Origin of the sequence: Streptomyces sp. NPDC020983 (genome assembly GCF_044333485.1) — a bacterium.
Taxonomy (GTDB): Bacteria; Actinomycetota; Actinomycetes; order Streptomycetales; family Streptomycetaceae; genus Actinacidiphila.
On record NZ_JBIRRA010000007.1, the window covers coordinates 470,453 to 493,039 of the forward strand.

Annotated in this window: 17 protein-coding genes and 2 pseudogenes; 10 read left to right on the forward strand and 9 right to left on the reverse strand. The window is 70.8% G+C overall.

Annotated features, from left to right (window positions below; translation table 11 throughout):
* Positions 1-2 precede the first annotated feature (2 nt).
* Complete coding sequence (locus ACH4SE_RS18795) at positions 3-3,449, reverse strand: hypothetical protein (protein ID WP_398544508.1); 3,447 nt, start codon at positions 3,447-3,449, stop codon at positions 3-5.
* Positions 3,449-6,751, reverse strand: a complete 3,303-nt coding sequence (locus tag ACH4SE_RS18800; protein ID WP_398544509.1) for a hypothetical protein — start codon at positions 6,749-6,751, stop codon at positions 3,449-3,451. Before ACH4SE_RS18800 ends, ACH4SE_RS18795 begins: the two co-directional genes overlap by 1 nt.
* Positions 6,752-6,995: 244 nt before the next feature.
* Here ACH4SE_RS18800 and ACH4SE_RS18805 point away from each other — a divergent pair, with 244 nt between their 5' ends.
* The 3 genes from ACH4SE_RS18805 to ACH4SE_RS18815 all read left to right on the forward strand — a co-directional run bounded on the left by ACH4SE_RS18805 (position 6,996) and on the right by ACH4SE_RS18815 (position 9,163).
* Positions 6,996-7,451: a hypothetical protein gene (locus tag ACH4SE_RS18805; RefSeq protein ID WP_398544510.1), complete on the forward strand. Its 456-nt coding sequence runs from the start codon at positions 6,996-6,998 to the stop codon at positions 7,449-7,451.
* Between the two features lie 93 nt (positions 7,452-7,544).
* Positions 7,545-8,336, forward strand: coding sequence for a hypothetical protein (locus tag ACH4SE_RS18810; RefSeq protein ID WP_398544511.1), 792 nt, complete (start codon positions 7,545-7,547; stop codon positions 8,334-8,336).
* 77 nt (positions 8,337-8,413) lie between these two features.
* Positions 8,414-9,163, forward strand: coding sequence for a peptidoglycan-binding protein (locus tag ACH4SE_RS18815; protein WP_398544512.1), 750 nt, complete (start codon positions 8,414-8,416; stop codon positions 9,161-9,163).
* On the opposite strand, the gene ACH4SE_RS18820 is transcribed toward ACH4SE_RS18815, so the two are convergent.
* Entirely contained in the window at positions 9,153-9,503 is a 351-nt protein-coding gene (locus ACH4SE_RS18820; protein ID WP_398544513.1) for a hypothetical protein, read from the reverse strand. The genes ACH4SE_RS18815 and ACH4SE_RS18820 overlap by 11 nt on opposite strands.
* Positions 9,504-9,868: 365 nt before the next feature.
* Here ACH4SE_RS18820 and ACH4SE_RS18825 point away from each other — a divergent pair, with 365 nt between their 5' ends.
* Positions 9,869-11,392: an esterase/lipase family protein gene (locus ACH4SE_RS18825; RefSeq protein WP_398544514.1), complete on the forward strand. Its 1,524-nt coding sequence runs from the start codon at positions 9,869-9,871 to the stop codon at positions 11,390-11,392.
* A gap of 1,211 nt (positions 11,393-12,603) precedes the next feature.
* Here ACH4SE_RS18825 and ACH4SE_RS18830 read toward each other — a convergent pair.
* The gene (locus ACH4SE_RS18830; RefSeq protein ID WP_398544564.1) at positions 12,604-12,825 is read right to left on the reverse strand and encodes a hypothetical protein; all 222 of its coding nucleotides are present in this window, start codon (positions 12,823-12,825) and stop codon (positions 12,604-12,606) included.
* A 223-nt stretch (positions 12,826-13,048) separates the two neighbouring features.
* Between ACH4SE_RS18830 and ACH4SE_RS18835 the strand changes: the two genes are divergently transcribed.
* The gene (locus ACH4SE_RS18835) at positions 13,049-13,330 is read left to right on the forward strand and encodes a hypothetical protein (RefSeq protein WP_398544515.1); all 282 of its coding nucleotides are present in this window, start codon (positions 13,049-13,051) and stop codon (positions 13,328-13,330) included.
* Here ACH4SE_RS18835 and ACH4SE_RS18840 read toward each other — a convergent pair.
* The 3 genes and pseudogenes from ACH4SE_RS18840 to ACH4SE_RS18850 all read right to left on the reverse strand — a co-directional run bounded on the left by ACH4SE_RS18840 (position 13,320) and on the right by ACH4SE_RS18850 (position 15,697).
* Positions 13,320-14,086: pseudogene (locus ACH4SE_RS18840) on the reverse strand (transposase). The gene ACH4SE_RS18835 and the pseudogene ACH4SE_RS18840 overlap by 11 nt on opposite strands.
* 44 nt (positions 14,087-14,130) lie before the next feature.
* Positions 14,131-15,069, reverse strand: coding sequence for an SDR family NAD(P)-dependent oxidoreductase (locus tag ACH4SE_RS18845; protein ID WP_398544516.1), 939 nt, complete (start codon positions 15,067-15,069; stop codon positions 14,131-14,133).
* Positions 15,070-15,124: 55 nt separating this feature from the next.
* Complete coding sequence (locus tag ACH4SE_RS18850; RefSeq protein WP_398544517.1) at positions 15,125-15,697, reverse strand: TetR/AcrR family transcriptional regulator; 573 nt, start codon at positions 15,695-15,697, stop codon at positions 15,125-15,127.
* Between the two features lie 398 nt (positions 15,698-16,095).
* Between ACH4SE_RS18850 and ACH4SE_RS18855 the strand changes: the two genes are divergently transcribed.
* From ACH4SE_RS18855 to ACH4SE_RS18870, 4 genes and pseudogenes are all read left to right on the forward strand, one after another.
* Entirely contained in the window at positions 16,096-16,617 is a 522-nt protein-coding gene (locus tag ACH4SE_RS18855; protein WP_398544518.1) for a MarR family winged helix-turn-helix transcriptional regulator, read from the forward strand.
* 186 nt (positions 16,618-16,803) lie between these two features.
* Positions 16,804-17,286: pseudogene (locus ACH4SE_RS18860) on the forward strand (ABC transporter substrate-binding protein); the annotation flags it as partial.
* Positions 17,287-17,390: 104 nt separating this feature from the next.
* Positions 17,391-17,705 carry a hypothetical protein gene (locus ACH4SE_RS18865; protein WP_398544519.1) on the forward strand — a complete coding sequence of 105 codons (315 nt, stop codon included), beginning with the start codon at positions 17,391-17,393 and terminating at the stop codon, positions 17,703-17,705.
* Positions 17,706-17,727: 22 nt separating this feature from the next.
* A complete protein-coding gene (locus tag ACH4SE_RS18870; RefSeq protein WP_398544520.1) occupies positions 17,728-18,555 on the forward strand; it encodes an SDR family NAD(P)-dependent oxidoreductase in 828 nt (275 codons plus the stop codon).
* A gap of 386 nt (positions 18,556-18,941) precedes the next feature.
* Here ACH4SE_RS18870 and ACH4SE_RS18875 read toward each other — a convergent pair whose 3' ends face one another.
* Positions 18,942-19,544, reverse strand: a complete 603-nt coding sequence (locus tag ACH4SE_RS18875) for a CGNR zinc finger domain-containing protein (protein WP_398544521.1) — start codon at positions 19,542-19,544, stop codon at positions 18,942-18,944.
* 275 nt (positions 19,545-19,819) lie between these two features.
* On the opposite strand from ACH4SE_RS18875, the gene ACH4SE_RS18880 reads away from it, so the two are divergent.
* Entirely contained in the window at positions 19,820-21,268 is a 1,449-nt protein-coding gene (locus tag ACH4SE_RS18880; RefSeq protein WP_398544522.1) for a DHA2 family efflux MFS transporter permease subunit, read from the forward strand.
* 983 nt (positions 21,269-22,251) lie between these two features.
* Here ACH4SE_RS18880 and ACH4SE_RS18885 read toward each other — a convergent pair.
* The gene (locus ACH4SE_RS18885; RefSeq protein WP_398544523.1) at positions 22,252-22,578 is read right to left on the reverse strand and encodes an SCO0607 family lipoprotein; all 327 of its coding nucleotides are present in this window, start codon (positions 22,576-22,578) and stop codon (positions 22,252-22,254) included.
* Positions 22,579-22,587: the final 9 nt, after the last annotated feature.

Here is a 22,587-nt window from a genome sequence, read left to right on the forward strand (position 1 = left end):
CTTCACAGGGGCACCACGTCCGTGAACACCACCCGCTGGCTCATCTCGGAGGGTGGTTCCGGCTCGGCGCCCGGGAGCGGCGGGCGCGGGTCGCCGGGGACGACCATCTCGCGTTCGCGTACCCGGACGCGGAGCGGGCCGGGCGCGGGCGCGTCGACGGTCACGAGGTCGCCCAGTGCTCCGTTGGCCTCGCCGACCGTGGTCCAGCCGGCAGCGTCGGGGTCCGCCGGGTTCGCGGCGGAGCCGTCGACGCCGGCGCCGGCGGCGGGCTGACGCTCGGCGGTCACCAGCACCTGGTTGCCCTCCGGCCCGCTCGGGCCGATGCCGTCAAGCCTGACCTGCACCTGGTCCTGCGCGGGCGTGACGGTCAGCGTGCGGTCGGGCAGCAGCGGGACGAAGTCGGTGCGGACCACGGGTGACAGCTGGAGGCCAGGGACGCTGTGCTCCTGGAGCCGTGCCACGGCCGGCCGCACCATGGGGCAGTACGACGCGGTGCCGGGCAGGACGATGTCGGCGTACCAGCTGTCGCCGTGCGACCACACGGGACACGCGGCGGCGAGCACGCTGAGCGACTCGTCCTCCGCGAGCGTGAGTTCGGGAGCGTCGATCACCGGGGAAACGGGCGGTTCCGCCGTGTCCCAGATCGGGTCGCGGCCCTGCAGGGTGACGTACGGCAGGAGTGCGTCCGCCGGTTCGCCCTGGGGGACCAGCAGCGCCAGTGCTTCCTCGGCGCCGGTGGTGAACCACGGGCGGGCCAGCTCGAAGCGCAGCCGGTTGCCGAGCCGGCGATGGGTGACGCTGCCGCCGTCTCGCTGCGAGGTCCAGGTGAAGGCCGGTACGACCGACAGGACCTGGGGCACCACCGGACGGGCGGAATTGAGGACCATGACCTCCGGTGTCGTCGCCGAGGTCTGGAAGTCCGCAGGGGCGCCGGCGCCGTAGTACTGCCGGAACCTGCTGTTCGCGGTCAGGGTGTAGGTGACGCGCCGGTGCTTGGTGTCGTGGAACTCGTGGCGGATCGCCGGGATCTCGGTGTCCCCGCGGCCCAGCAGCACGGTATCTGCGGGAGCGGACACCGGGCGGGAACCGGAGTCGTCCACCTCGGTCCAGGACCCGGTGACCTCCAGCGTCGCGGTGCTCGGCATGTTCACGCCGAGCGACGGAGGATCGGGCGCGAGGTCGGCGTAGGTCAGTCCCTCCGTGCGGTCGGCGCGCAGCGTTCCCGCAGGCTGGGCCAGGGGGCGCTTGACCGCGTGCAGCAGGGTCAGCGTGGCCGCCGGACTGATCATGGGATTGCGCCCGGTGACGACTGCGGCGAGTGCCTCGTCCAGCACCTCCGCGTCCGCGCCGGCGTTCGTGTTCTGCGGAAGCCACCCGCTGAGGGCGAAGGCACCCAGCGTCGTCGCGTCGAGGAACGAAGAGACGTCGAGCGTGACCTGCTCGGCCGGCGAGAGCGCGACCGTCAGCTCGTCGTCGGTGTTCCAGTTCATGGTGGGTTCGCCGGGGTGGCGCGCCTCCAGCGAGATGTGCTTGCCCGGCTGGTCGGGCCAGTCGTCCTGCCACTTCTTCGGCTCCAGGTCGGCCGCGGGACCGCCGGGCCCCGGCCGCAGGAACACCGCGACGCCCACCGCGGCGGGGTCGGGCAACCGGTCCCGCTCGACCAGTCCGAAGGTGTCGCCGGGTGCGGCGCCGTCGAACTTGCCGTGCCGCTCGGCGATGTCGAACGAGGCGACGGGGGGCAGCAGTGACCGCGACGCGTCGGCCGGGCGCCCGTCCGGGGCGTCGTCCTGATCCCGTACGACCATCACGTACGTCGTCGCCCCGGGGCCCAGGGCGGTCTCGGCAACGCCGTCGGGGAGGGTCACGGTGGGCGCGCTGATCGGCTCGTGCCGCCCGAACAGCACCTGCTCCGAGTCGCAGCCGTCCGGCGACGGGTCCTCGGGGGCCCTGCCGCCGCCGGCGATGTCGACCGTCCGGACGCGGAGCTGGTACGGCGTGCCGAACCGCAGTTTCAGCAGCGTCCCCGGCTCTGGCTTCATCGTCCAGCCGAAGTCGAACGGCAGGGAGTTGCCGGTGCCGTCAGCGTCTCCTGTGGCGTGGCCGTTGAGGACCGGGCGCGGCACGACGGGGCTCCACCCGGTCCAGCCGGCGACGACCTCGTCGGCCCGCAGCACCCCGTCGCCGTGGTCCACGGCGGAACGGGCCTTGATGTGGCCCTCCTCCTTCAGGTCCGCGGCAAGGGTGCGGCCGCCCACGGAGTAGGTGGCCAGCCGCCTGCAGAGCGAATGCCAGGTCTCGCCGAACACCCGGGCGTCGAGACGGTAGCCCAGCAGCAGGTGTTCCGCGGTCAGCACCGGCAGTTCGCTGCCCGGCCGGCCGACCCGGGCGTCGCCTTCCTGCTGGCGCGCGGTGAGCAGCTCCTCGCGCCCCTCACGGACCAGCAGGATGCCGGCGGTGCGCAGGGCCGGGAGGGCGGGCGCGCGGGGGCCGGTGTCCGCCGCGGCAGGGGGCGTCTCCTCGGGGGGTGCCTCCTCGCCCGCCTCCGTGCCGACCTCCTCCGCCGCCAGGGCCGCGGCCCTGGCGGCGGCCACCGCTGCCGCGTCCGCGGCGGCGGCCGCCTCCGTGCGGGCGGCGTCGCGCAGGCGGGCGAGTGCGCTCGCTGCGTCGATGGTGTTGAGGTCCCAGTGCGGACGGCCGAGCATGAGCATCCCGTGGGCCACGTCCGCGGCGTCGGACCCGGACGGCAGGAACTCCGTCCGTTCGTAGGCCGACCAGGGCGAGACGATCGGGGGGAGCCCGGCCGCGGGGGTGTCCCAGCGCACGCGGACCACGCCCTCGTCCACCGCGGGAAGTGCCGCCACCGGAACGGGCAGGGTCAGGATCAGCCCCATCGCGCGCATGACGGCGGGGTGTTCCCGAAGCAGCGACAGGACCTGGTGGACGTCGGGCGACTCGCTGTCCGCCGCCGCGGCGCTCGTCTGCGGGGCCGCCGGCGTCTCGTCGTCCTGGTAGCCGGCCAGCTCGGATCGCACCTTGTCCTGGTACGCCGGCGCGCTGTCCGCGTCGCGGAGGGTCCTGGCAGAGGCCTGGTACGTGCCCACCACCCGGCGTGTGTCCGCGGCGGTGGGCCGGACGGACATCTGCCGCTGCGGCGCCGGCCGTGCCGGACGGACCCCGGCGTCAGGCCCGAAGAACGCCTCCCACACGCCTGGTTGCACGTCGGAGCCGGGTACCGCCCCGTGCGTGGTGACGGGACCGTCCGCGGCGGATGCGAGGTCGACGGACAAGGTGGTGCCGGGCTGCGTCAGCACCGGCGGCGGCCAGTGTGCGAGGCCGGCCGCTGCCAGCTTGGTACCCGGGTCGAGCCGGGGGATCACCAGCAGCCTGAGCAGCGCCTGGTCGGGGGTGGTCAGGCCGCCGGGAACCGCGACCCAGAGCAATTCGCTCATCACGCGTACGCCTCCTGATACTGCTTCCAATCCGATTGACCGGCGTCGCCACCCGGGGCGACCGCAGGCGCGTTCCCGCCGTCACCCGCCAGCACCCACTCACCGCTGTCGAGCTGGACGGAGTCCGAGTAGAGCGTCAGGTCGATCTCGACCACCAGGCTGGCGTGGCCGATCAGGCGGTTGCCCGCGCTGTCGTAGGTCAGCTCGACCAGCAGGTCGATGGACACGGACGCCAGGCCCAGGATGTCCACGCTGCCGCCGAGCCGGATGAACCCGGTGAGCTGTACGTCGTTGCCCTGCATCACGTAGCGGATGCCGCCCAGGGCGTGCACCTCGGCCTTCACGATGCCGAAGTCGACCCCGATCGACGCGCCGAAGTCCAGGGACGCCTCCAGGCGTTTCAGGCCGCTGCCGTCGACGGTGAGCTGAAGGTATCCGCCGCCGCCGAAGCTGAGCACCGTGAGCTGGAAGGGGTCCTCCCGGGTGGAGAACGAGATGTCCACCGCCGGCGAGCCGCCACGGAAGGGGATCGCGACACCGACGCGTACCGCGATGTCCTGCAACGAGAAGACGCCCATCGCGGGGAGAGAGGGCACCGCGAGGCCGTAGGAGGCCGTCAGCCCCTCGGGGGTGACGTCGAGCGACGGGGTGGAGTCGCCGAGGTCGACCACCGACTCCAACTGCTTCAGCAGGTCAAGCGGCCCGCAGAAGGTGACGCCGAACCCGCTCATGGTGAGGTCGGGCGCGGCGGCGCCCTTCTGCTCGAAGACGAGTGAGGAGAAGGACAGTTCCAGGATCGGCGAGCCGCCGGGGACGCTGAGCATGAACGGCGACATCTCGCAACGTGTGCCGGTGCCGTCCGGGGTGATCTCGGCGGTCAGCGACACCGTGGTGGTGTCGGCTCTCGGCGGGTCGTGCGGTGCCTGGTGCGCCACCAGGATTCCGCTGCTCTTCAGGTGCAGGTCCTGCCAGCTCATCCTGACGCCGGGCGGCTTGCCGTCGGCCATGACCTGGACGATCTCCGGCGGCGAGGTGTCCGCCGGCAGCAGCGAGGACAGCGGGATGCCCAGCAGCCGCATGTCCTGGAAGGCGGCGAGCACGTCGGCTGTGCCGGGCAAAGCACGCTGGTCGGCCGGCCCGAAGGTGCGGGAGACGACGTCGGCGTCGAAGGTCGGCGCGATCAGGCCGCCGCCGCGTTCCGCCCGTACGCCGAAGTCGGCGGAGATCGGGGGTTCCAGGGCGATCGCCGCGTCGGTGGGCTCCCCGTCGGTGAAGCTCGGGCTGAACACCGCGGAGGTGCTCACGGGCAGGTCGGGCAGGAGCGCGCGCAGTTCCGGGATCTCGATGTCGAAGCCGGTCAGTACCGGCCGGAACTCCCGGTTCTCGTGCCGGCCGTCCAGGTGCAGTGCGTTCACGGTCCGGACGTCGGTGGTGCGCGGCGCGGGGTCGCGTATCAGGTCGATCCGGTTCCCAGGGAGTTCCACGGTCAGGTCCACGTTCGACTGCGAGAGCCAGTCCCGCACGCGGGTGGCCAGCTCGGGGTCGTCGAACGCCCGGTACGTCTCGGCACCGCCGTCGGACACCACAAGATCGTCGACGAACACCAGCGGGACGGCGAAGCACACGTCGCCGAGGGTGCCCGTGCACCGCACCTGGAAATTCACCGGCTGCGGGTCGCCGTTCTCGTCGGGGAGGGACGGCACCATCAGCAGGGGCAGCGGTGTGCTCAGCTCGTCGATCTGCTGCTGCAGGGCGGCGATCTGTGCACGCAGGGCCAGTGCGGCAGCCGCGTCGGGGTCCCCCAGCGCCGCGAGGCCGTCCACGTTGCCCTCCTGCGCGACGAACGGTGCCAGAGCCGCCAGGCGCGCGCTGATCCTCGCCTGACACTGGCTCGCCTCGGCCTCCAGCTGCTGCAGTTCCGCGCTGATACGCGCGAACGCGTCAGCGGACAGGATGCGCGGATCGGGCTCCGGCGGTGGCGGCGGATCGGGGGGCGGGTGGTCAGGGTCCTCGAATTCCGGCGGCGGCGGGGGAGGCTGGACCGGCACCTCGGACCTGGCCTGCGCGTCGTCCTGGAGCGCCTGTGCGTCCTGGTCGATCGTCGGCTGGATCTCCGCCAGCCGCGCCACGTCCCCCGACTCCGGGTATCCGCTTGCGAACAGCTCGTCCGCGCTGCGCGGGTAGTGCGTCGCAGCGACACGTGCCTCCGCGTCGGCGAGTTGCGTGTTCTGCAGCTGGTCACGTTGGTCGATCAGCGGCTGGATCGACGAGGGCGGCCGGGCGAACTGCTGCCAGTTGTCGGCGAGACCGGTTACCGACCTGGTCAGGACCTCCACCGATGTGAAGGGAAACGCACGGGCCGCCGGGGAACCGTCGTCGGGGAAGGAGCGGACGGGCTCGGTGATCCGCAGTTCGGTGGTGAGCCGCAGACCGGCCACGCCGTCGTCGACGACCCGCTCGGCCGTCTCCAGGAGTACCGCCGTGTGCCCGAAAGGCCAGAGCCTGCCGAGGCGTTCCACACGCACCTTGGCGTCCCGGCCCAGGCTGGCGCGATGGTCCCAGCGGAAGGACGGCTGCCCGGTGTCGCCCTGCCGGAGCTGGGTTGCGCTGAACGACGAGCCCAGCGCGGTCAGCCGAAGATCCTCCAGCGTCACCGGCCCGCCGGCGCTGATCTGCCCGCGGTCCACCGCGTTCAGTGGCCGGAAGTCGGGGGCGGCCCCGTCGGATTCCGGGCCCGGCGCCCCCTCGTCCGATCCCAGCGAGACGGCACCGAGTGTCAGCGTCGTGGCGCCGGGCACTCCCGGCGGGTCGGGCCCGCGGGCGCCCGGTTCCAGGGGCGGGGAGTGCGGGGCGGCCAGCGGCAGTTGCCACACGCTGGTGACGCCCTGCTCGGTGAGCACGGACACCTGGTGCAGCAGCCGTGTCCCGTTGCCCAGGGAGTCCTCGACAGCCGGGTCGAGCACCAGCCCGAACGGTGCCTCGACGGCGCCGCCCACGACGGCGCCGCCGGCGAGCGCGGCCAGTATCCCCTCCACGGTGAGCGGGATCTCGGCGCCCACGGGCAGTCCGAGACCGACCTCCAGCCGGCTGGCCCCGGCCAGACGCGCCGCCCGCACCGCGGTCTCGGTCCCCGGGCGCACCTTCGCCTCGGCGAGCGACTGCGGGGGGAGCAGAACGCTCAGCACGGCTCCGGCGTCCGTGACCGTGAGCCGGTCCCCGGCCTGCGCGCAGCCCGTCCAGCTCACTTCCATCAGCATCATGTCAGCGGAACGGGACAGGATCAGGCGCTGTGTGGAGGTCATGGCTCTCTCTCCGTACACGACGGTGTGGGATACGTTCCGGGCATCAGGCAGTCCGAGCCGCGCGCACGCACCGAGACATCCGACAGGGCGTCAGTAGCCTGTTTTGCTGGCATATTCCACACTACGAGGCCAAAGGCGACGTCGCATATCAGGCACACCCCGCGGGAGCGCCCGCAGGAGTTGCGCGGCCCGCCAGCCGTGCTTACCTGGGGAAGAGGGAGGATCTCGCACAGAGGAGATCACCATGACCCGCACGATGTACGACGCGGTGACACCACAACGCATCCCTGGCGACGCCTCGATGGTGGCCGGGTACGCCGACGGCCGATTCGCCAACTTGAAGGAAATGGCCCGGCGATTCCCCCACGCGAAGAGGGTCTCCGTCGCGGTGCACCCTACGACCAGGGCCCAGGTTCTTGACGTGGAACCCGGCTGCTCCTCCGCCCAGGACGCGGTGCACTGGTGCACCCGGACCATGGCGGAAACCGACAACAGGCGCCTGACGGTCTACTGCAACACCTCGTCCTGGCCCCAGGTGCGCGACGCCTTCCGCAAGGCCGGAGTCACCGAGCCGAACTACTGGGTGGCCCACTACGACGGCAAGGCACAGATCCCCGACGGCGCCCTGGCCAAGCAGTACCAGAGCACCCCGGGATTCGACCGTTCCGTGGTGGCGGACCACTGGCCCGGAATCGACTGACCGGCCACCGGATTCCCGCGAACACGAAACCCCCCTGCGGTCCGGGACTAGGCCACGCCCGGACCGCCGCCAGGGCAACCTCAGGAGACGACCATGACCCAGGCCACCCGTGCGATGACCAAGGACGACGCATTCACCGAGCTGAAGCAGCTGGAATCCGACGGGACGATCCTGATGGAGGGCCAGGACAACACGCCTGATCACGTGAGCCTGGACGGGTGGGACCCGAGCGGGCAGACCAAGCAGGACGGGAATGTGGCCGGCGTGGTCGTCCGGTACTCGCCGACCGGCCGGAAGACCGCGGACGGAACGGCCGTGAACGCCGTCGGCGGGTCGGCACCGGACCGGCTCGACGCGCGCAACGCCCTGGCGCTCGTGCGGCTGTGCCAATGGCTTGCCGAGAACTACGGCGCGACAGAGCTCTACCACCTCGGGATCAGCGGGGGCGGGGTGGACCAGAACGGGAACCCGCGCGTCGACTGCCACGGGCAAGGCCGTGCGGTCGACTTCGTCGGTGCGCTGGTCGCTGCCGAGGACGGCACAATGTCGCCGACCACCGTGTGGGACGACTGGGGCTCGGTGGCCACAGCGGTGACGCCGGGCGGCGACTGGCCTCCGGGGACCGGCAGCGCGGTGTCCTTCCGGCTCGACGACCCGGCCGCCGACGAGTGGACCCGGAACTTCTTCCGGGCGCTCTACGAGTTCGCCGCCGGGGAATGGCAGGACACCACAAGCACCCCGGACGAGGCCACCACGCCGTCGGCCATCGGCGAGAGCAGCTTCATCATGCACCCCGACCACCCGTCCGACGCCACGCCCCCGCACGGACGCAGCGCACACCGCGAGCACATGCACCTCCAGATCGGTGTGACCGGCACGGCCTGACCACGAAACCGGTGGCAACGGCGCGTCGTGCAGGCCCCTTCGAACCCTGCCGGACCGACCGCACGAAGGAGACAACCATGACCTGGCCCAACGCCGACGACATGGAAGCGGGCAGCGTCGTGAGCCTGCTCGGCGTCGACCACGTCTTCTACGACGACCAGATGCGCACCGGCGGCAGCGCGTCCTGGAACAACTGCAACCCGGGCAACATCGTCTACAGCCCGGGAACCTCCGAGAGCGACGGAGCGCTGGCCGGAAAGCGCAACGGCCGCTTCGCGATCTTCCCGTCGGAGGACGTCGGCTTCGAGGCGATCCGGCGCGTCCTGCGCCGCCACCCGGAGCGGACGATCCTCGACGAGATGAAGGTCTACGCGCCCACCGGCGACGGCCCCAACGACCCCGTCCGCTACGCCCAACAGGTTGCGACAAGTCTCGGCGCCGCCAGTGTCGACACCACCCTGGGTGAGCTCGACGACGGGCAGCTCACCACTGCCGCCACGACCATCCAGCGGATCGAGGGCTGGCAGGAGGGCGAGAACGACGGGCCCGACAGCCTACCGGGCGACCTCGCCGACTTCCTCGCCGCCCACCCCAGCAGCGCCGAACGTGACGACGCCGACCAGCCCTTCGCACAGCTCAACACGGTCGGTCCCGGCGTGAAGAACATCCAGCGCCGGCTCAACGAACTGGGCGAGACGCCTCCACTGACCGAGGACGGTGCCTTCGGGGAGAACACACGCGAAGCCGTCGTCCGGTTCCAGAGCAACAACGGCCTGTCACCCGACGGCATCGTCGGCCATGGAACATGGGTGGCTCTCACGTCATAGCGTGCCGGATCAGCGGGCAGGCACGTACTGCGGGCGAGGGCACCCGGCCACGCGGGCAGCGGGGAGTGCACACCGCCGAAGGCAACGCATCCGTGGCGGGAAGGGCGTTGGTCGGGGGCGGCCGCCCGACCTGCGGTGATTCGTGCGAGTCCCGGTAGGCGGGAAGCACCTCCGCCGTCAGTGGACGTGCAGTCGGCAGGTCGGTGGGCGCCTCGGCGATGGCCGCCTTCTCCACGATCCGGTCCGGCCGCTGCCGGTCCTCCCACCGGTTGCCGGAGGAGACGTTTTCCAAGGCCGCCTCCTCGCTCAGCGGCTCCAGGCCAGTGAGGGACACGTCCATGCCCCGGAGCGAGCCGTGCGGCCGGGAGCTGATGCTCAGCGGGAGCCGTTTCGGCGTCGGCCCGGCGGATGGCCAGCCGGATGAAGGTGTCGCGCTCCTCGGCCGGCGCCTGTCCGGTCAGTGCCTCCTCGAGCCCGTCCGCGAGGGAGACGACGCGTCGCCCCGTTTCCGCACCGGCAGGACCTTCCGGCGACGGCCGGCGACATTCACCCGCGCGGCGCAGTCGGCCCGGACCAACCGGGTGGAGCCGGAGCCACGGGCGCGGGCAGGTCGCCCGACCGGGGGTCCTCCCGTGGCAGCGCGGTCCCGGCCGGGGCACTATCGGAGCCGTGGATCACTCGCACGACATGACGCCTGGAGGTCAGATGTCCGCCGGGTCCGGCCTTCCCATCGTGTACGTACGGGGATTCGCGGGCGGCACATCGGGCATCGACAGAGCGGTGACCGACCCGTTCTACGGGTTCAACGAGGGCTCGACGCATGTGCGGGTGGGAAGTGGGGACGATCCGCTGTTCTACCAGTTCGAGGGGCCGCTGCTGAGGCTCCACACCGACGAGGGCTACCACATCCTCGTCGAGGGCGGTCAGATGGCCTACCTGGACCAGCACGAGGACATTCCGCCCGCGAGCATCTGGGTGCACCGCTTCTACGACGTGTCCGCCGACACGTGGGGTGCCAGGCCGCAGGAGTTCAGCGTGGAGAACGCCGCACGCGACCTGCTGTCCCTCATCCGGACGCTTCAGCGCAAGACGGGGGCGCCGCGGGTCCATCTCGTGGCGCACTCCATGGGCGGTCTCATCTGCCGCTGCCTGCTCCAGAAGATCCTTCCGGACGAGGACGCCGATCCGTGCGACTACGTCGAGAAGCTCTTCACCTACGGCACCCCGCACGGCGGCATCGCCTTCGACGTGGGGTTCGGCACCCTGGAGCGGCTGCGCGACGCGCTCGGGATCGAGGGCGCCGACATCTTCGGACCGCGGCGCATGTACGAGTACCTCACACCGGCGGCGCTCCTGGAGCCCGACGGCCCGCCGGACGGCTGGCCGGCCCGCGCGATGCCGGACGGGCAGCGGACGTTTCCGCGGGAGAAGGTCATGTGCGTGGTCGGAACCGACCCGTCGGACTACGACGTGGCGCTCGGGCTGTCGGCGGATGCCGTCGGGGTCAGGAGCGACGGCCTGGTCCAGATCGAGAACGCGTACGTACCCGGCGCCCACCGCGCCTACGTGCACCGCAGCCACAGCGGACACTACGGCCTGGTCAACTCCGAAGAGGGGTACCAGAGTCTGCGGCGCTTCCTGTTCGGCGACCTGCGGGTGGACGCCGACCTTGTCGGGCACCGGCTCGACGACGCCGACCCGGACGTCACATGGCAGGCCGAGGTCCGGCTGTCGGTGCGGGGGCTGCCGGTCGTCCTGCACGAGCGCCTCGCGGCCCACTGGTGCCCGATCCAGCTGTCGGCCCCGGGAGAGGACGGCTGCTCCGACGGGGCGGTGCGGCTCGCGACCACGTTCCTCTCCAGCAGGCTGCCTCCGCCCAGCACGGACACGATGCGCTTCTCGCTGCAAGTGCGGGTGTTCTCCGCACGCGAGGAGCGGCACCGGCTCTTCGCCTTCCGCGACCACCTGGAGCAGGTCCGCGACTTCGACGACACCCTCATCGTCGACGTCGGACTACCCGGCGGGCATCCGTCGGCCCGGGCCGCCTGGAACTCGCGGATCCCCGGTGCCGTCGGCACCTACGAACCGGCCGGGGAGTCCCTGCTGGACGAGGACCCCGCCACGGGCGTCTGGACCGCTCGCGTCCCGCTGCACCCCGCGGCCCCGGACGCGGCCCCGCTGCTCGGCGGCGAGGCAGCCGTTCGACTGACGGTCACGCCCTGGGGCTGAATCCGTCGGACCGTCCTCGAAGTGGCGACCGGGAGGTGGTGGCCGCGCCCTGCTGTAGTGCGAACCCAGCCTGTCCGTACTTCTGTCGCTTCAGCATCTCCATCCGGTTCACGTGGCCCTCGACGACGCCCGAGATCCAGGGCAGGGTCAGGCCGGCGGTGACGGCGGCAAAGGTCCCGTTCCAGGCCGCTGACGAAGGGAGCTCGGTAGGTCGTCGGCGCGGACGGCTTCGATCCACTGGGGGAGCCGGTCGCCTTGGAGTTCGGCGGTCATCCTCCCGAACGCGCGGACGTGACCGGTGAGCGCGTCTGGTTCAGGGCAGTGTGCGAGCACTGACTTCAGCTTGAGCCGGCCGTTCTCCGGCAGTGGCGGGGTAGGTCAGAATCCTCCCGGCGACGGTCCGCGGCGACGGTGGCCGGGCGGCCGGTGCGGTCGGTGTGGTGCGAAACGGGCGAAGGGAGACGCGGTCGGCTCCGTAGCCGCCGCGGTAGCCCGTGCGTCGTGACCTCTTCCCAGAGTGTCCAGGCGTTCGTGCGACCATCGGCGCACCGTTCGTTCAGATACGGCGTGAAGTCGTCGAGCTTCGTCCTGCGGTTCTGCCACTGCCCCTGAAACAGGTCTTCCGGCCTTGCGGCGTCGGCCGGCCGCTGGACGGAGCGGCAGGTCATGCCGAGCTGCCGCTGGATCGAGCGTCGGCCGGCCGGAGAGCAGCAGCGCGTGGACGGAGGCGTGCTTGGCGCGGGTGCGGTCGGCGAACCGGTGCCCGGTGGGCCATGGTGCCCCGCCGACTGTCGGCACCGGGACTTCTGCCGGCTCCGGGGCCGCCCTCCATGGTGGTCGCGCGCAGGTACGAGCGGTGGCGGGAGAAGCACCGCTCCGCGGCTTCGGCGAGGTTGCGCCAGAGGGGGAAACGGTCGGCGACCTGGACGGCGGTGGGTGCCCCGATGCTGGCGCCCTCTGCGAAGAACGGAGCACGGTCACGGCAGACGGCCTCGACCGGCCAGCCAGGCCGCGACGGTGGCCGCCTCCCGCTTCGGCAGCAGGTCCACCGGGCGCAGCCCGGGCAGCGAGCCTTGGCCGTCCGGGATCTGACACCGATCCGGATCACGTTGCCGTCACCGCCGGCTCTTTGACGAGAGCGTGGCTTTCCCGGCCTCTCAGGCACCGCGGAGGCCGCTGCCGCATGGATCCGCCGGCCGCGCCGTCACCCCTCACACTGGGACGACAAGACCGTGGTCACGCAACTGAGGCAGACAGATCTCCAGGCAGGCCTCCACCGAGGCCGCATCAGTGCGCACGAGCAGATCCTCATGGAAAGGGGCACCGGTCGCGACGAAGGTCCACGGTCTGGCTCCGTCACGCATGCGTTCTGCATCCGCCTCGAACAGCACCGTGACGCCCTGCTCGGCCAGCGCTTCCCTCACGATTGTCACGTCGGCCAACGCTCCACCCCCTGTTCGAATAGGCAGGTCAGCTGCGCGGGCCGTGGCCCGACGATTCGACGGCACAGCAACGTGAGGTGTCTATCGGTCGCAGACTAAAGGCTGTCCCGTGAGTCGATGTTGACCTCGGGCATACTGGCGGTCGTTACTGCGCTGGAGCGAGTCTGAGACGGGGGCCTGAGTGCTTGAGCTGCGCTGTGAAGCTGTGCGGTGGGTGGACGACGAGCCATTCCCCGGCATCGTCGAGGTCCGGTTCACCGATGCTGCGGGGCAGTCCTGGTCGCTGATCGACAAGTGCGCGGTGTTCGCGCCGCTTGGCGAGTTGGCCCCCGATTCCGATTACCCCGTCGAGGTCACGGTGGCGTGCGTGGTCCAGGGCGACGCCGAGGCGACGACCGGGGACGGCGTCGTGACGGTCTCCACCGCGCCGCACGGCGTCACGACGCTGGACGGACGCGAGGAGTTCACGGTGAGGTGGGACCGGCTCATCCGCTGAGTGCCAGGTTGTGGAGCCGCGCGACGCCGAGCATGGCGTTGTGCACTCCGGCGCCGCGTAGCCGGCAGTCTCGGAGGATCTTCCAGTTCTTCATCCGGGAGAAGACGTGTTCGACCCGGGCGTGGGCTCTGCGGTGGACGGCGTTGTCGGCTTCTTGCTCGGGGGTGAGGTGTTCCTGGCCGCGACGGCGTCAGTGCGGGATGAGCGCCCCGGTCCCCTGGTAGCCGCCGTCGGCCAGGACCGGTGCGTCCCTGCAGGCGCGGTCGACGCCCGACTCGCTGAAGGCCCGGCAGTCGTTGCGGTTGCCGGGCAGTGGCAGGCCGACCGCGACCACGAGTCGACTGTTGGCGTCGATAGCGACCTGCTGGTTGGTGGAGTAGCGGTAGTTCTTGCTGGATGCGGCGATCGTCCGGTCCCGGGTCGGCACGAGGGTCCCGTCCACGATCAGTACGGTGTCCTGCCGTGGTCGCCGGGCCGGTGAGATCGCCAGCAACGGTGCGAGAGGTCCAGCACCCGGTCCGCGGCGGACTTCGAAATCCCGAACAGCGGCGCGACCTGCCGTAACGTCAGGTTGGTCCGCCAGTAGGTGGCCACCAACAGCACCCGGTCGTCCAGGCCAAGCCGCCACTGCCGACCGCGCTGAACGTCACCGCCACGTCGTCGAACCAACACGACCAGCTTGCGGAACTGCGACTCACTCAGCCCCGAGAACGGCTCGATCCACATCGGCTCGCTCGCCGAGATCACCCCACCCATGACAGGACCAACGCAGAACCAGGCCAGCAGTTACGGGACAGCCTTTAGGGGGTAACCCTGGAAACCTGGGCGAGCAGGGCACGGGTCTCTGCAACGACTCGATCGCTGAACGCGGGGTCACGCACCTGGACGGAGCCGAGCATGGGCTTGCCGTTCTCGTCGTAGTACACCCCTGACGGATGTGACTGGCTCGTTAGCACCCCGGCCAGCAGTCGTGCGGCGCGCTTCGGGGTGCTCCAGTGCTTGATGAGGGGTGCCAGCGGAGCGAGCACGTACTTGGCCAGGAATCGCAGGGCGGGGTTCGCGTCGCGGCCAAGGCCGGTGCCGGGGTTGAAGCCGGGTTCGACCGCGATGAAACGGAGCCTCGGGATCTCGCGTGCGAGGGAGAGGACGGTGGCGAGGTTGCCCTGCTTGGAGGTGGCATAGGCATCGAAGCCGGGTTTGGAGGATCCGCCGGGCTGCCACTCGCCGCGTGCGCTGGCTTCGGCGGAGATGTAGCGCGCACCGCGGAAGCCGGCGGTTACCGCAGGTTTGCGCTCCGGGTCCTCGACGCCCGAGCAGGTGAAGACGACGTTCGCATGGTCGGGCAGGTGGGGAATGAGTGTCTCCGTCAGGGCGAACGGCCCGAGGTGGTTGGTCGTGTAGGCGAGGTCCCATCCCTGGGGCGTCCGGTCGGCGCGGTTCGGCATGATGCCTGCGTTATTGAGCAGGCCTGCGAGGGGAAGACCGAGTGCCAGGATCTGCGCGGCAGCGCGGCGCACGCTCGTGATGTCGGAGAAGTCACAGACGACCGATGTCGCGTGGCCTCCGGCCCGCGCGTTGATCTCGGCTTCCACCTCTTCAAGCTTGTTCGGGTCTCGGCCCACCAGGATGACAATGCCGTGCTCGGCGAGTGCCAGCGCGGTGCGACGGCCGATTCCGGACGTCGGCCCGGTGATGATCCATGCTGGGGTGGCGGATGCGCTGTGCTCGGGAGTTGGCATGTCGATTCCTTCGCGGTGACGGTCTTGCTGTGCCGGGGCAGGTGACGGTCGAACGTCAGGCACCGGCGATGACCCGCCAGATGGCGTCGAAGGCAACGCGGATGAGGGCCTCGGCATCGGCGGGTTCGCGGATCACCGTGTCGATCGTGGACTCGGCGATGGCGTTGGTGAGCGTCAGGACGAAGCCGAGCGGCGCGTCCTGCATCGGGCCACCTGCCCGGCTTTTCTCGAGTAGATCCGCGATGCCGCGGGATGCGAAGTTCGCCGCTTGGTGGCTGGCGGCGGTGATGTCGTCCGACACCTGGAGCTGTGCGAGTGCGCGCCGCTTCTCCGGGCTGGCTGTCGCCCAGCGCAGCCACTGTGTCCACAGGTGGAGCATCTGTTCACGAGGTTCACTTCCGGCGGGGAGACCGACAAGGGAGGTCGTCGCCATCTCGGTCTTCAGCGCGACGTAGAGCTCGTTCAGTAGCGCCGCTTTCGTATCGAAGTAGACGAACAGCGAACCGTTGGAGACACCGGCCTCCTTCGCGATCATCGCTGTTGACGCCCCGAGTCCCTGGGAGGCGATGGTGCGGGTTGCCGCCGACAGGATGGCGCTGCGCCGATCCGTACTCCGTGGTCTGGCCATGGTCTGAGGCTATAAGAGAGTGACTAGTCAGTCAAGAAGTCGCCGATGATGTCGTCGATAGGGAGCCGGACGAAGTGGGTGACGGGTCATGCGTATCAGGAGGACGAGAGCGGTGGCGACACGGCTCCGGCAGCAGCAGGGAGTCGTCGATCGTGGCCGCGATCCTCACCCGGAAACGGCAACACTGAAAGAGCGCATTGGCTGAATCCGCAGCCGAACACCACCTGTCACGCTCCGACCACGTAGCCGCGATGTCCCGCTCGGCGTTTGAGAGGGCCCCGCTACCGACGGCATCCTTCCGACGCTGGTTCCGCCGGCCTGACGCCCCGTGCCGGAGCACGGGCCGGGCACCGGCATGCGGCAGTCCCACGTGGTGCGGGCCCGGGTAACCTGGCGGCATGGCCTCCTCCACGCCCGTGCCCGGGACCGTACCGGCCGGGACTCCCGCTCCGGCCGAGCTGGCCCGCCTGGAGGTGGCGCTCGCCGCCGTGACGCGGTGGAGCGAGAGCAAACACACCCGGGCCGAGGTGGCGCGGCTGTCCGGATGCGACATCCCGCCGAGCGCGCTGCGACTGCTGGAGCACTTCGATGTCGCGGGGGCCATGCGCGTGTCCGACATCGCCGAGTGCCTGCGCATCGACATCTCGACCGTCTCGCTCCAGCTCCGCCAGTTGAAGGCCGACGAACTGGTGAACCGCCTGAAGGACCCGACTGACGGCCGTTCGGGGGTCATTGCGATCAGCCCGCGCGGCCGCGAGGTCCTCGCCCGGGTGCGGGCCGCCCGCTGCGAACTGCTGGCCGAGGTGTTCTCACGGACACCGTCGGCAGAGCTCGGCCGGGCTGCCGACACCCTCATCCGGGTCCAGGACCACATGCTCGGCGGGATGTCCGCGGCGGGATACGTCAAACCGCTCGGCTGACTCGGAGCAGTCGCCGACGGAAGCGTGGCGCAGCGGGGATCCGGCGGCCGGAGAGTTCACAAACTTGCCATGGTCGCGAGCCTGGCGGTGCCCTCTGGTCATCTACTTTGATTGATAAAACTAGTTGGACCGCAGGGCTTCCGTGTCTCCCGCAGCCCGACCATGCCCCTTGAGGACCGCTTCATCATGTTTTCGCCGAGACTGATCCCATTCGTCGCCCTCGCCGCCGAGCTGACTGCCCTGCTCGCCGCCTGCACCGGCTCTGAGGAGGGTTCGCCCCGGTCAGCCGCACACCCCGGAGGCCAACCGGTCCGCGGCGGAGCGCTGAGCTACGCCGTGGACCAGGAACCTGACGGCCTCGATCCGCGTGTCAGTGGGCTCAACGCCGTGGCTGTGATCGACCCCAACGTCGTCTACTCGCTCGTGGCGCAGGCCCCGGACGGCACGTTCGTGCCGTGGGTGGCCAGTTCGCGGCGAGTGTCGACGCACTTGAAGGCCTGTCCGTTCACGCTGCGCAAGGACGTCACCGTCCAGGACGGCAGCCCCTTCGACGCCGCAGCAGTGAAGGCGAACCTCGACGACATCGTCGCGCCGGCCACGAAGTCGCCCTACGCCGTGAGTCTGCCGGGCCCGTACGCGAGCACGGGCCCGGGCACCGTGAAGGTCCGCTTGAGCAAGCCGTACGCGCCGTTCCTGCAGGCCGCCTCCACCACCTATCCGGGGATGCTGTCGCCCACGAGCCTGCGCGCCTCCGCAAGCACCCGCCGCACGCGGTGGTGGGCAGTGGCGCCTTCTCCCTCAAGGGGTGGACCCGGCACGCGGGCGTCGCGCTGGACCGCAGCACCAGCGACCGCTGGGCCCCCGCGTTCTCGGCCCACCATGGCCCGGCGTACCAGTCCCACGTGGATTTCCGCTTTCTGCCCTTCGATGCGGTGCCCTTCGACGCGGTGCGCGTCGGCGCGCTGAAGGACGGCCGGATCGTCGTGTCCGGCAGCGCCGAGTCCGTTTTCACGTACCCACGGCATCCCTACACGCGCGCCCTGCTGGCAGCCGTGCCCCGACTCGACGCCGTCATGGACGTCGGGTAGTCCATCAACCGAGAGGAAGACCATGGCGACAACAGTCATCAGCGGCGGGACCGACGGTATCGGCCGCGCTCTCGCCGACACCTATCTGGAACTCGGCCACGAGGTGCTGATCGTCGGCACCAGCACCGAGAAGGGCCAGGCGTTCCTGACCGCCGCCGAGCGCAACGGAGCCGGCGACCGGGCACGCTTCCTGCGCGCGGACCTGAGCCTGGTCGCGGAAAACCGCCGCGTCATCGACCTGATCACTGACACGTACCCGGCGATCGACCTGCTGGTGCTGGGCGCGCGCTTCCATCGCTCCACCCGCGCGGAGACCGCGGACGGCCTCGAAAGCAACTTCGCGCTGTTCTATCTCAGCCGCTATCTCCTCAGCCATGGGCTCATCGGACCGCTCAGCCGGGCCGAGCGTCCGGTCGTGCTGAACTTCGGCGGATCCGGTCGCACCGGCCCGGTCCGTTGGCACGACCTGCAACTGCGCCACAACTACCCGGGTACGGGCGCGCTCGGTCACAGCGGAGCCCTGTGCGACCTCCTTGGCGTCCACTTCACCCGGCTGCACGCCGACACCCCCGTGCACTACGTCCTCAACCACCCCGGGGTGGTGTCCACGAGCTTCGCGGGCGAGTACGACAGGGCCACGGCGGCCGATGTCAGGCGCCTGAAGGCCGTGGGCAAGCCGGTGTCGCTGGCCGTCGCGCACATCCTGCCGTTCCTCGCCGACCCGCGCGCCCGGCTCACCGCCGTCCTGGAGGGCCGTCAGGTCCCCACCGACACCCGGGGCTTCGACCCGGCGGACGCCGCCCGCCTGCACGAGGTCACCGAGAAGCTGCTCGCCGGCCTGCCGCGGTGACCCGGGGCGGCCGGCGGGCCTACCGGGACAGTTCCCTGCCCTCCGGGGTGCCGTCCTCGGCACGCGGAACGTCCCGGTCGGCCTGTCGTCGCCCAGTGTCGGGTGCAGCACCGGGATGTGCACGCCCTGCGGCTTCGGCGCCTGGTGCAGCGTGGGTGACCTACGCGTTCCGCCTGCTGCACCACACCGTCTTCATGGCGCTGTACCACTACCTGCCGGCAGCTGGCCGAACGTCGCCGTGCTCGTCGCGGTGCTCGCCGCGGGAGTTGGCCGCCTGGCTGCTGTACACCGGAGGGAGCGGCCCGGCATGCGCCACCTGGCCGTCTCGGGGCCCGGCGCCGAGCGGCGGCGCAAGCGCCTGCGGCCGCGCTGGTGGCCGAGGCCGCTCAGACCGTCGGGCCGGCCGGGGCCTGATGACGGGCCTGATGGCGCGCCACCCGGTTGCGGTTGCCGCAGGCACGCGTGCACCAGGTGCGGCGCGGGTGGTCCTTGACGAAGAGCATCGAGCAGCCGTCACCCGGGCAGATCTCCACATGGTCGCGCATCGGGCCGCCCAGCACGTGCACGGCAGACTGGGCGATCGACGCCTCGGCCTCCCGGAGCGGGTCGGTGCCGGTGGCGCACACGATCTCGATCGCGGCCCGGCAGTCGAGGACCGGCCAGCGCGGAGACAGGGCGCTGGCCGTGTTGATCGCCGCACGCGCGGCCGCCGGAACGTCCTCGCCTGCGGCGCTGCTGTACAGGGCGGCGCGGACGGCGTCCCGCAGGGCGACCAGGCGGCCCAGGTCCACCTCGTCGAGGGCGTTCGCGTCCGCGGCCTCCAGGGCGGGACGGAACTCGTCGGCCCGGTCCAGCAGCCACCGGGCGGCAGACGCCCGGTCCCGCAGGGCATCCTGCAGCACCTTCCGGTGCGGATAGAGCGTGTTGGCGAACTCCACGGCCAGCGGCTCCCCCAGAACCGGCGCCGGGTCCGGCCTCGCGTCGACCATCACAACATCCCCCATGTCCTCGGGAGCCACGCGCTGGGTCACGCACCGGAAGGGCGCAGGTGCGCCGCGCCCTCTCCGCCGATTCTAGCCAATCGTTGCGCCCGCGCGCCCGAGCCCCCTACGCTAACTAACGATAAGAAGCGCCTTCAATCATTAGATTGAGAAGGCTTCTTCGGCCGCTCCACGCCCGGTGCCCGGCCCGGACAGCGCGCCGGGCCCACCGTGCGGCCCGGCGCCCGCCTCCGCTCACCCTTCACACCCGGAGACGAACCCCCATGACGACTGCCGCCTCTGACGACCGGCTCGAACCCGCGCTCAAACGACTGATCGGCATGATCCTCCTCGGCGGGACGATGGGCATCATCGACGGCACGGTGGTGGCCGTCGGTGTGCGCACGCTCGCCCAGCACTTCCACACCTCGTTGAGCACGATCGGATGGGTCTCCACCGGTTACCTGCTCGCGCTGACCGTCGCGATCCCGGTGACCACCTGGGCCGTCGGCAGGTTCGGGACGAAACGGCTCTGGACCTTCGGCCTCGTCGTGTTCATGGCCGCCTCCTTGGCCGCGGGGCTCGCCTGGAACATCGAGAGCCTGCTCGTCTTCCGGGTCGTCCAGGGACTCGGCGCCGGGATCCTCGACCCGCTCCTTCTGATGATCCTGGCGCAGGCCGCCGGCCCCTCACGGGCCGGGCGGGTCATGGGTTTGATGGGCATCGTCCTGTCATCGGGCCCGGTGCTGGGCCTGATCTTCGGCGGCGTCGTACTGGATGCCCTCGACTGGCGCTGGATCTTCTTCATCAACCTTCCGCTCGGCGCCGTGGCGCTCGCCGGCGCGCGCCGGTTGCTGCCCGCCGACGCGCCGGGCGATCCGGCGGCTCGGGTACGCCTCGACCTCCTGGGAGTGGCACTGCTCGGACCGGGTGTGGCCCTGCTCGTCCTGGCCATGTCCCGCGCGGCCGACCACGGGGCGTTCGGCGTCCGGCAGGTGTGGCTGCCGCTGGTCGCGGGCGTCACGGTGCTGCTCGGCTACGCCGCCCACTCCCTGCGGGTACGCAGTACCCCGCCCCCGATCGACCTGCGGCTGTTCACCCGGCCGAGTTTCTCCGCCGCCGTCGCGATCATGGCCCTGATCGGCATGTCCACGTTCGCAAACCTGTTCATCCTGCCGCTGTATTACCAGCAACTGCACGGGCGGGGAGCGCTGGGCGCGGGCCTGCTCCTCGCGCCGTACGGGATCGGCTGCGCCGCCGCCATGCCGCTCGCCGGCCGGCTTTCCGACCGGCTGGGACCCCGCTCGCTCGCCCGCTGGGGCGCGGGGACAGCCCTCGTGGGAGTGGCGGTCCTGACGCGTATCGGCGACGGGACCTCCGACGTCCGGCCCGTGCTGGGCGCAGTCGTCTTCGGCGTGGGACTCAGCTTCGTCGGCGCTCCGACCATGGGCTCGCTCTACCGCACGCTCCCGCCGCACCTGGTCCCGCAGGGCAGCTCCGCCCTCTACATCCTCAACCAGATCGGCGCAGCTGTCGGCATCGCGGTGATCACACTCATCCTGCAGATGCAGGGTGGCGCCTCCACCGCGACGGGCTTCCACGACGCCTACTGGTTCGTGTTCGGCACGGTGGTGCTCGTGCTTGCCGCGAGCTTCCTGCTCCCCGGTCGCCCGGAGCCCGTCCCCAGCCCCTTGGCCCCGGCCTTCGAGGAGACCGCCGACAAGGTCCACTGAACTCCCCGGGCCGGGGCCCTGTCCCGGCCCGGACGGCGGAGACGAAAACGGTGGTCGGAGCGGCCTCGTGGCGCCGAAAGACTTCAAGGCGCTGTTCCCGTCGTCCCCGTCCGGCGTTCCCCAGGCAGAATTCCTCCGGCTGGGTCGCACCCGCGTCGGGCGGGGCGCCCGGCGAGAGCAGCGCCGGCGCAGGCGGGCAGGACGGATCAGGGCGCCTCCAGTGCCCCAGGCTGCGTCAAGGGACTCGCATCCGAATGGAATGAGCAGGCGGACAGGCGCGCTTCGGGGTGCACGGCCCATCCCGGCCCGACGAGGCGCACGGCGCACCGCTCGCCGGACGGACCACCGGTCAGTTCCTCTCCACTGTCATCGCCCGGCTTCTCTGCGCCGTGGCTGCGCCTACGCGATGGGGGTTTCAGAATGTCCGGGTGATTTTGGCGGTCTCTGGATTCTCTCGTCGGGATGCTGGGTGTCTGACCTGCCCATATGTCGTCCGCGGGGGATAGTCGGCGTGCAAGCGGCCGTCCAGGACGGCGTTCTGCGCCGCGGTCGGCGGCTGGAGCGGTACGGCGCAGGTCTATCGGGGTTTTCGAGGTGGGCGCCATGCCGACTTCCCCTGTCCGGCCGTTCGTGGGGAAGAGGGGCGGTCGGGGCAGGGCCGGAGGGAAGGGAATGCTCCCCGCCGAACGGCGGCTGTGCGACCGCGGCCCCCGACACGGGGACGGGAGCGCGGCCGGCCGCTGCGGAAAGGTGGGGAGAGGAACCTCGCCGCCCTGCGGGACCACGCCGGGACACGGACGCTCGGCGACAGCGGCCGGGTCAAATGTGCCACCGCGGTGACCAGGGGGCCGGATCCTCACGGAGGGGCGATCCAGCTTTCGGTGCTCGCTCGGGGGAGGGTCAGGAGCGCAGCTGGTGCATCAAGGCATACAGGCCTGGCGGGAGAGCTGGTCCGAAGCGTGGTTGAGGCTGTCTCGGCGCGGTTACGAGCGGCGGATCTGGTTGGGGTCCTTCATGAGGTGGCCATGGGCATCCAGAGCATGATTCTGCCAGTACTTGTCCCACTTGTCGTCGACGTATTGCGGTACCTCGCCAGCGGGGTAGCGGACGGTGCCGCTGGGCGGTTTCTGGCCCTCGCTGACACATCCGCCGCCGCCGGCGTAGCCGATAGCCGCCACGGGGTATTCGTCGGGCATGCACATGCCCTCCCGGGTGTCCAGAGAACAGGCCGCGGTGAGCCCGGTGATGACAGCGGCGCCTGCCAAGAGCAGAGTGATGGTGCGGCGTGAGCCGCCTGTGCTGATCTTCACGGTGTGGTC

Excerpts from the sequence above, each read along its gene's own strand:
- ACH4SE_RS18855 (WP_398544518.1), top strand. The coding sequence starts at position 16,096 with ATGGCCTCCTCCACGCCCGTGCCCGGGACCGTACCGGCCGGGACTCCC.
- ACH4SE_RS18850 (WP_398544517.1), bottom strand. The coding sequence starts at position 15,697 with ATGGCCAGACCACGGAGTACGGATCGGCGCAGCGCCATCCTGTCGGCG.
- ACH4SE_RS18880 (WP_398544522.1), top strand. The coding sequence starts at position 19,820 with ATGACGACTGCCGCCTCTGACGACCGGCTCGAACCCGCGCTCAAACGA.
- ACH4SE_RS18870 (WP_398544520.1), top strand. The coding sequence starts at position 17,728 with ATGGCGACAACAGTCATCAGCGGCGGGACCGACGGTATCGGCCGCGCT.
- ACH4SE_RS18845 (WP_398544516.1), bottom strand. The coding sequence starts at position 15,069 with ATGCCAACTCCCGAGCACAGCGCATCCGCCACCCCAGCATGGATCATC.
- ACH4SE_RS18825 (WP_398544514.1), top strand. The coding sequence starts at position 9,869 with ATGTCCGCCGGGTCCGGCCTTCCCATCGTGTACGTACGGGGATTCGCG.
- ACH4SE_RS18875 (WP_398544521.1), bottom strand. The coding sequence starts at position 19,544 with ATGGTCGACGCGAGGCCGGACCCGGCGCCGGTTCTGGGGGAGCCGCTG.
- ACH4SE_RS18795 (WP_398544508.1), bottom strand. The coding sequence starts at position 3,449 with ATGAGCGAATTGCTCTGGGTCGCGGTTCCCGGCGGCCTGACCACCCCC.
- ACH4SE_RS18800 (WP_398544509.1), bottom strand. The coding sequence starts at position 6,751 with ATGACCTCCACACAGCGCCTGATCCTGTCCCGTTCCGCTGACATGATG.
- ACH4SE_RS18805 (WP_398544510.1), top strand. The coding sequence starts at position 6,996 with ATGACCCGCACGATGTACGACGCGGTGACACCACAACGCATCCCTGGC.
- ACH4SE_RS18815 (WP_398544512.1), top strand. The coding sequence starts at position 8,414 with ATGACCTGGCCCAACGCCGACGACATGGAAGCGGGCAGCGTCGTGAGC.
- ACH4SE_RS18810 (WP_398544511.1), top strand. The coding sequence starts at position 7,545 with ATGACCCAGGCCACCCGTGCGATGACCAAGGACGACGCATTCACCGAG.
- ACH4SE_RS18820 (WP_398544513.1), bottom strand. The coding sequence starts at position 9,503 with ATGGACGTGTCCCTCACTGGCCTGGAGCCGCTGAGCGAGGAGGCGGCC.